Origin of the sequence: Planomicrobium okeanokoites, from assembly GCF_003428875.1 — a bacterium.
In the GTDB taxonomy this organism is placed as follows: Bacteria; Bacillota; Bacilli; order Bacillales_A; family Planococcaceae; genus Planococcus; species Planococcus okeanokoites.
The window spans coordinates 21,158-28,786 of sequence record NZ_QQRS01000017.1 but is presented as its reverse complement, the minus strand read 5'-3'; the positions used below and the strand labels follow the sequence as shown (position 1 = coordinate 28,786).

Sequence of the window (7,629 nt, the reverse complement as noted above, 5' to 3'; positions counted from 1 at the left end):
TCCGTCTTTTAAAAGATAAGAACTCACGGAAAAACCTCTTTGAAAATGATTAAAAACTATTGACTAATCGTAAGAAACACCCCAAAGTCGTTGCTGTTCCATACGACTTTGGGGTGCTGTTTCCCTGCTTCATTTCATTGGTCACTCTGTCCTGCAGTTATAAGCATCTGCCATTAAACTTCAGATGTTTCTTTTAAAGCGTCAAGTCTTGCCTGAACTTCTGAACCTGTCAAACCATGTTCAAATGCATAACGGTTGCGCGGGTGTTCACGGCATTCATCACTGCAAGAACGCATATATTTATGTTCGTTTTCTTCGGAGCTGAGGATTTTCTTGTTGCATTCAGGATTTGCACAGTTTACATAGCGCTCACAGGGCTCGCCAGTAAAATGATCTTTGCCGACTACTGTATGCTCCACCTGATTGACAGGCACTGCGATGCGCTCATCAAAAACGTACATCTGACCGTCCCAAAGCTGTCCTTTCACTTCAGGGTCTTTGCCGTAGGTAGCGATGCCGCCATGAAGCTGCGCCACATCTTCAAAGCCTTCCCTTTTCAGCCAGCCGGAGAATTTTTCACAGCGGATTCCGCCTGTGCAATACGTCAGGATTTTCTTGCCTTCGAACATTTCTTTATTATCTCTGACCCATTCCGGCAGGTCGCGGAAGTTCTCAATCTCCGGACGGATAGCACCGCGGAAATGGCCAAGGTCGTATTCGTAATCATTGCGGGCATCAAGGACGATTGTGTCCTGATCCTGCATGCGTTTATAGAATTCAGTCGGTTCCAGGTAAGTGCCAGTCAATTCGTTCGGATTGATATCTTCTTCAAGTCCCAAGTGAACGATTTCTTTTTTCGCGCGCACGTGCATTTTTTTGAATGCATGTCCATCAGCTTCGTCGATTTTAAAGACGATCTCTGAAAAACGCTCATCTTTTTTCATCATATCCATGTATGCTTCCGTTTGTTCGATCGTTCCGGAGCATGTGCCGTTGATGCCTTCTTCCGACACCAGGATGCGTCCTTTCAATTCGAGCTCCTTGCAGGCAGCCAAATGTTCAGCAGCAAATGCCGCTGGATCTTCAATCGGTGTATATAGGTAATAAAGTAAAACGTTGTGTGTATGATTTTGCATGAATCATACCCCCTATTCTTCAATTTGCTTCTTCAGCCATCAAGACTTCAAAACCTCAACCATTTTACAATAAAACAGGGTTTTATTCAACTTAAGCAAAATAAAACAGCCGCAGAAACGGCTGTTTATACATTATTTCAGATTCCCAATAAATTACTTGTCCATCAACAAACCCTGTTCTTTATTGATTGCCCTGCCAGACATGCCGCTATCGCTTCGGCATTCAACCCCATCATCTGGTGCCTTGTCCGGATGCCGGCGCTGCCGATATGGGGAAGCATTGTCAAATTATCGAGTTCCAGCAGCTTATTGTCGAGGGGAAGCGGCTCCTGTTCGAAGACATCCAATCCAGCAGCCCATATTTTTCGTTCTTTGAGTGCGTCGTATAAAGCGTCTTCGTCTACGATACCGCCTCTTGCAACATTGATCAGGCAAGCTGTATCCTTCATCAGATCCAATTCCCGTTTGCCGATCATCCCTTTGGTTTCTTCCGTCAAAGGTGTAAGGATCATAACAAAATCGGACTTGGAAAGCAGTTCATCCAGTTCAGCATACTCCACATCTTCAAGGCTTCTGCGGGTACGGTTATGGTACATCACTTTCATATCAAAACCGCCAGCTCGTCTGCAGACTCCTTCACCTATGCGGCCCATGCCGATGATTCCAAGTGTTGCGCCGTAGACGTCCTGTCCAGTCATCCCCATCGGCGTCCATGACTGCCACTCACCTGAACGAACTGTTTTTTCCGCTTCGATCAGCCTTCTGGCAGTCGCCAGCAGCAAACCGAATGCCAGATCCGCCGTCGTCTCCGTCAGCACTTCCGGTGTATTTGTCACAGCAATTCCCCGTTCCCTCGCCGCATCCAAATCAATATTGTTATACCCCACCGCAAGATTGGCAATTATTTTTAAATCCGTCGCCGCTTCTATCAATTCCCTGTCTATCTGATCGGATAGCATCGTCCACAATGCAGATGCTTTCTTCGCTTCTTCCATGAGGACTTCACGCGGCACCGGTTTTTCCTCTTCCTGCCACATCCGTACTTCGTATGAATTTTCAAGACCTTTTATCGCCTCCTCAGGCAATTTCCGGGTGATATAAACAATCGGCTTCATAAAACATCCTCCAATCTAATTGTCTAATTATTATAGCAATTTATGTAAGCAGCTTCAATTTCAAGTGGTTCTTCCTAGTCCTTACGCCTTTTACGGATGAAAATCCATATGCCGACAACCGCTCCCACAGCCAATAAAATATAAACCGCATTCGAGTAGAGTTCCAACTGGCGCATGATCACTTCACGATTTTCTCCTACCGCGGCGCCTAAAACGACAAGAATAGTATTCCATATCAGCGTTCCGGCAATTGTAAATAATAGAAACATCTTTACTTTCATGCCTGACATGCCAGCGGGAACCGATATGAGGCTCCGGACGACAGGAACCAGTCTGCCGAAGAAAACCGCCCACACGCCGTAACGGTCAAACCAGGCATCCGCTTTATGAAGATCTGCCTTTTTTAAACGCAGCCATTTGCCGTATTTTTCGACTAGCCCTTCCAAGCGCTCCACACTCAGCCATCTGCCGATGTAATAAAGGATTACAGCTCCAGCAACTGAGCCGGCAGTCGATGCGGCGATGACTCCTGTCACGCTCAATCCAGCAGTGGTTGTCATAAATCCGCCGACAGTCAGTACAATTTCAGAAGGAATCGGAGGGAAAATATTTTCCATTAGAATCAGAAAAAATATCCCCGTGTATCCATAGTCTTCCATTATAGAAGTAATCCATGCTTCCATCTAAACCACTCTTCCATTCATTTATTTTCGAATTTCATCCTCACGAACCACAGCTCCGATCGGCTCCCGATGCGGATGGGCGGCCCCCAAAAGCCGAAGCCTGAGGAAACCAGAAAATGAGTGGCCTCTTTTAAACGGTACCCATAATCCAGTTCGAATACTCTTTTTGTAATCAAATGATTTGGCCACATCTGTCCTTTATGCGTATGGCCCGAAATATGAAAATCAACACCGAGCTCGACCGGCGTTTTCAAATCCGACGGCGTATGGTCCATGACGATCCATGGGAGTCCGCTTGCAGGCTTTAAGTTTTCGAGCAGATCCCTTTTGCCGTTGGTCCGTTCCTCCCGTCCGGTCAGATTGAATGAACCCGCAATCTCAACGGTCTCATCCCTTAATATCGAAACGCCGGATTCTTCCATGACACGGACAAGCAACGGGATTTTCTTTCCATAATATTCGTGGTTGCCCAATACTCCGAAGACACCATATTTCGACTCCAGCCTGCGCATCACTTCCGACATGCCATATCTTGCATACCAGATCGGATCGTCATCCACCAGATCCCCTGCAAGCAATACCAGGTCCGGTTCGAGTTTATTGCTTAAATCCACAAAGCGCTTCAGGTGCCGTTTGCCTGATAGAACACCAAGATGGAAATCGGAAGCAATGACGATATCCAAATCCTCCCCACTGCCCTTTACAGTGAATTCTTGTTTCCGGACAACGGGGCTGTAGGCAAAAAAAGTGCCGAAAAGAAAAATCAGCAGAAAGAGAGCAGCGGCCACAGCACCTGTAAATTGAACATCCTGTGGGTGGCTGATGGCAATCACTGCCAGATTAGCCAGCGGCACGATCAGCAGCGCATATTGGAAAAAAGCCAGCCAATATGAACCGGCAATCGTGAATCCCAGCCATTTGTGGCCCAGCATGCCGATAAAATAACTGAATGATAGTAAGACCCAAAATAACAGGAAAAACCATCCATTGATGACCAATGAAAAACTGGTCAGCCATATAAAAACGGCCCATCCTATGTATCCTGCAAGAGCGCAGTAGATCAGCATAACCAAAAGTCCGGCAGCTATCTGTTTCAAAACCCTCACCTCTTTCCTGTTTACATTTCATTATACCTTCGTTTCTTATCTGTAAACTACCGGGAAGCGACTAAGCCTCAGGTCTGAGTAAAAGATGCAGTGACAGACCGTGTTGCGGTTTTCTGAACGTTGATATGATTAAGTTACAAATTGAGAGGAGGAAATAACTTGAACAAATTTTGGATGACAGTCATCGGCATCATCGCCGGAATTATCGCCCTTTCGAATCTGGGGCCAATCATCGGCCTCGCTGTTTCAGGAGTCATCATCTATATCGGTGTACATTATTACCTGAGAAGCATGTCGACAGCCGCTAAAATCTGGTGGGGCTTTGTTGCAGCAGTTGGCGCGGTATCCGCAATTTCCAATGTGCCTGCAATCATCGGTGTATTGGCCATTGCAGTGCTTTGGTATATCTACAGAAAATGGAACGAAGAAGAGGTTTCACCGTCAGTTAAAAATGATCCTTTCACCAACTTTGAAAAAGAATGGCAAAAGCTGAACAAATAAGGAGGAAATTACATGACAACATTATGGCAGCGTTTAAAATTCGCGGTGGCGACGGACATGGATGCGTTACTCGATAAGAAAGAGGAAAAAAATCCGATCAGTTTACTGAATAAATATATTCAGGAAGCGGAGAAAGAGACGGAGACCGCAGGGAAATGGCTGGAACGCCAAACCAGCTTGCACGCCAAGCTGGAAAAAGAATTGCAGGAAGCACAAATCTTCCTTGAAAAGCGCCAGGCTCAAGCTGAACTTGCTCAATCCGCAGGCGAAAGCGACTTGTCCCAATTCGCTGAACAGGAAGTCGCCGCTTACAGTTCACGCATAGATGAACTGCGTAAGACGCTTGACGAAAATGCAGCCGAAAGTGTTGCACTCGAGCAGCGTTATGAAGAAATGAAACATAAAGTAAAAGATATGAAAGTGCGCCAGCTCCAATTGATGGGTAAGGAAAACGCCACCCGCGCACATTACCAGATGGATAAAATCCTGAGCCCTGAACTGGTGGCTGAACGGATCGGTTCGTTTGATGACATGGCCAGCTATATCAAATCCCTCGGCAATAAAGTAGAAGAACGCCACGAGCGTTCGACAATGGAACGCCGTCTTGAAGCGCTGGAAAAAAACAGCGCGAAATCCAAGGAAATTGTGTAAGCTAGAGTAAGAGGGATGGATTTCCCTCTTACTTTTCTGCTGCAAAGAAGGAGGCAAAAACGCGATGAATTATTTCTCAACCAACAGACAGGCATTTTTTGCCTTGAGCGCATTATTTCTCATATTCGTGGAAGCTGCTTTTTTCGGCAATGGCAGCGTGTTTTTGGTTCTTCTTGGCATCGGACTCATCTATTATGGCAATAAGAACAGCCCCAAATACCGGCAGTCCTATTTCTGGACAGGCTTTATCCTGATCGGCATTTCAATTCTTTCCATGTGGAGCCTCCGCCTGTTCATTCTGGCCGCGGCTGTGTATCTTTTGATCCGGTTATGGAAAGGCGAGGAATGGCAGCAGGAAGTGCCGATGCGAGGTCCGGTTGATAAAGGGTTGATCCAGAATAAATTCTTATCAGCACAAGCAACTCCAATTGAATCCTACGAATGGAAAGACATCCATGTCCAAGGATTTATCGGTGATCTATTGATTGATGCAACGCAAACCGTTTTACCAAAGCAAACGTCCCTGATATCGATTCGCCAGGGATTCGGCCGGGTTCGCCTGATTGTTCCATATGAAGTTCCTGTTCGCGTCTACTATTCGACTGTTTTTGGGGATGCCCGCTTTTTCAACGGCGAAAAGCAGCGGATCTGGTACGGTTCTGTCCACACCAAAGACGGATACGAACATGTCGATGATGTAAAAACGGAATTGATCGTTTCCGTCACCACCTGGATGGGGGATGTCGAGGTGATTCGCCGATGAGACAGATCCTGCCTCGCAGTCTATTTTTCATGGCTTTGTTCGCCGCTGTCATCTTCAGTATTTTATTGGCTCTTTTAGGCCTGCCTGCTGTAAATACCTGGTCCGTCCTGTGGGAAGATTTTGTAGCCGGCCTTCCCTTCGGTGTCTGGCTGTTCGTCTTGATGGTGGCGCTGTCTGCCGGAATTTCCTGGTGGACTGAGTCTTTATCGCGTGCGAAAGTCCGGGACATCGAAGAGATTTTCCAGGCTCTGCTCCGCAACGAAGATCAAAGCGTCATAGAAGCTGCGCAAATGAAAACATTGCCGTCCCAACTTTCCGTTTCGATATTAAAACTCCAAAAACTATTGGAGTCCCAACGAAAAAGCCTGACACGCATTGCCAACGAACGGGCTGAAACTCAAGATCAGCTTATACAGGAACGCTTAGTCATGGAACGGCAGCGGCTGGCACGGGAGCTGCATGATTCCGTATCCCAGCAATTGTTTGCAGCTTCCATGCTGTTATCTTCCATGACTGAAGGCAAAGAAGTCTCTAACAGCTTGCGGCAGACCGAAAAAATGGTCCAGCAGGCGCAGCTCGAAATGCGGGCTTTATTGCTTCACCTGCGGCCGGCGGCTTTGCACGATAAAAGTTTGCAGCAAGGTTTATTTGAATTGGTGTCCGAATTGAAGGAAAAAGTCTATTTTACAATTGAACATAAACTCGAAGAAGTGCCTTTGCAAAAAGGCGCTGAAGACCACCTGTTCCGCATCGCCCAGGAAACACTGTCTAATACATTGCGCCATTCAAAAGCCACCGAAGTCCACATTCTATTTATCGAACGGGATAATTTCGCCATTTTACGCATACAGGACAACGGCATCGGTTTTGAAAGCGAACAATCAAAGTCGACTTCCTATGGTCTAAAGCACATTGAAGAGCGTGCCATTGAAATCGGGGCTACAAGCAAAATTGTTTCAGTTCCTTCCGAGGGAACCATTGTCGAAGTGAAAGTACCTATTGAAAGGAAGATACCGGATGATACGAATTCTGTTAGTTGATGACCACGAAATGGTCCGGATCGGTGTATCCGCTTATCTGCAGGCACAGGAAGATATGGAAGTCGCCGGTGAAGCGGCAAACGGCGAAGAAGCTGTTGAAATGGCACTCGAATTACGCCCGGATGTGATCCTGATGGATATGGTCATGCCGGTCATGAATGGCGCTGAGGCAACAGATGCGATCATCCGTGAATGGCCGGAAGCGAAAATCATGATCGTCACCAGTTTCCTGGATGATGACAAAGTGTATCCTGCGCTAAAAGCTGGCGCAGTCAGCTATATCCTGAAAACCTCTAAAGCTTCACGGATCGCGGACTCCATCCGCGAAACAATGAATGGCACCCCGGTCCTCGAGCCGGAAGTGATGAGTAAAATGATGAAGCAGATGCGCCATGAACGTGTGCTTCATGAAGATCTGACCGAACGCGAAATGGAGATTCTTCTGCTGCTTGCCCATGGCTATACGAACCAGGAAATTGCCGATGAGCTTTACATAGCATTAAAGACAGTAAAATCCCACGTCAGCAACCTGCTGGCGAAGTTGGAAGTCCATGACCGGACCCAGGCGGTCATCTATGCCTTCCAGCATAAACTGGTCGCTCCGAAAGATTAACAAAAAGAAAAGGCGGCCGCG

Annotated in this window: 9 protein-coding genes; 5 read left to right on the top strand and 4 right to left on the bottom strand. The window is 46.8% G+C overall.

The genetic code is table 11. From position 1 onward, the window contains the following. Positions 1-173: 173 nt before the first annotated feature. From trhO to D2910_RS16285, 4 genes are all read right to left on the bottom strand, one after another. On the bottom strand, positions 174-1,136 hold the full coding sequence (trhO, locus tag D2910_RS16300; protein WP_117314239.1) for an oxygen-dependent tRNA uridine(34) hydroxylase TrhO: 963 nt from the start codon (positions 1,134-1,136) through the stop codon (positions 174-176). Between the two features lie 164 nt (positions 1,137-1,300). Further along, a complete protein-coding gene (locus tag D2910_RS16295; RefSeq protein WP_117314238.1) occupies positions 1,301-2,251 on the bottom strand; it encodes a 2-hydroxyacid dehydrogenase in 951 nt (316 codons plus the stop codon). 74 nt (positions 2,252-2,325) lie between these two features. After that, positions 2,326-2,934, bottom strand: a complete 609-nt coding sequence (locus D2910_RS16290) for a DedA family protein (RefSeq protein ID WP_117314237.1) — start codon at positions 2,932-2,934, stop codon at positions 2,326-2,328. Positions 2,935-2,951: 17 nt separating this feature from the next. After that, positions 2,952-4,031, bottom strand: a complete 1,080-nt coding sequence (locus D2910_RS16285) for a metallophosphoesterase (protein WP_240633640.1) — start codon at positions 4,029-4,031, stop codon at positions 2,952-2,954. 168 nt (positions 4,032-4,199) lie between these two features. On the opposite strand from D2910_RS16285, the gene D2910_RS16280 reads away from it, so the two are divergent. The 5 genes from D2910_RS16280 to D2910_RS16260 all read left to right on the top strand — a co-directional run bounded on the left by D2910_RS16280 (position 4,200) and on the right by D2910_RS16260 (position 7,608). After that, on the top strand, positions 4,200-4,541 hold the full coding sequence (locus D2910_RS16280) for a lmo0954 family membrane protein (RefSeq protein ID WP_117314236.1): 342 nt from the start codon (positions 4,200-4,202) through the stop codon (positions 4,539-4,541). Between the two features lie 12 nt (positions 4,542-4,553). Further along, complete coding sequence (locus tag D2910_RS16275; protein WP_117314235.1) at positions 4,554-5,192, top strand: PspA/IM30 family protein; 639 nt, start codon at positions 4,554-4,556, stop codon at positions 5,190-5,192. A gap of 64 nt (positions 5,193-5,256) precedes the next feature. Then, entirely contained in the window at positions 5,257-5,955 is a 699-nt protein-coding gene (gene liaF, locus D2910_RS16270) for a cell wall-active antibiotics response protein LiaF (protein WP_101802070.1), read from the top strand. After that, the gene (locus D2910_RS16265) at positions 5,952-6,995 is read left to right on the top strand and encodes a sensor histidine kinase (RefSeq protein WP_117314234.1); all 1,044 of its coding nucleotides are present in this window, start codon (positions 5,952-5,954) and stop codon (positions 6,993-6,995) included. Before liaF ends, D2910_RS16265 begins: the two co-directional genes overlap by 4 nt. Further along, positions 6,973-7,608 (top strand): response regulator transcription factor, encoded by a 636-nt coding sequence (locus D2910_RS16260; protein WP_084244046.1) that lies wholly within the window; start codon positions 6,973-6,975, stop codon positions 7,606-7,608. Before D2910_RS16265 ends, D2910_RS16260 begins: the two co-directional genes overlap by 23 nt. Positions 7,609-7,629 lie beyond the last annotated feature (21 nt).

Excerpts from the sequence above, each read along its gene's own strand:
- trhO (WP_117314239.1), bottom strand. The coding sequence starts at position 1,136 with ATGCAAAATCATACACACAACGTTTTACTTTATTACCTATATACACCG.
- D2910_RS16295 (WP_117314238.1), bottom strand. The coding sequence starts at position 2,251 with ATGAAGCCGATTGTTTATATCACCCGGAAATTGCCTGAGGAGGCGATA.
- D2910_RS16290 (WP_117314237.1), bottom strand. The coding sequence starts at position 2,934 with ATGGAAGCATGGATTACTTCTATAATGGAAGACTATGGATACACGGGG.
- D2910_RS16275 (WP_117314235.1), top strand. The coding sequence starts at position 4,554 with ATGACAACATTATGGCAGCGTTTAAAATTCGCGGTGGCGACGGACATG.
- liaF (WP_101802070.1), top strand. The coding sequence starts at position 5,257 with ATGAATTATTTCTCAACCAACAGACAGGCATTTTTTGCCTTGAGCGCA.
- D2910_RS16265 (WP_117314234.1), top strand. The coding sequence starts at position 5,952 with ATGAGACAGATCCTGCCTCGCAGTCTATTTTTCATGGCTTTGTTCGCC.
- D2910_RS16260 (WP_084244046.1), top strand. The coding sequence starts at position 6,973 with ATGATACGAATTCTGTTAGTTGATGACCACGAAATGGTCCGGATCGGT.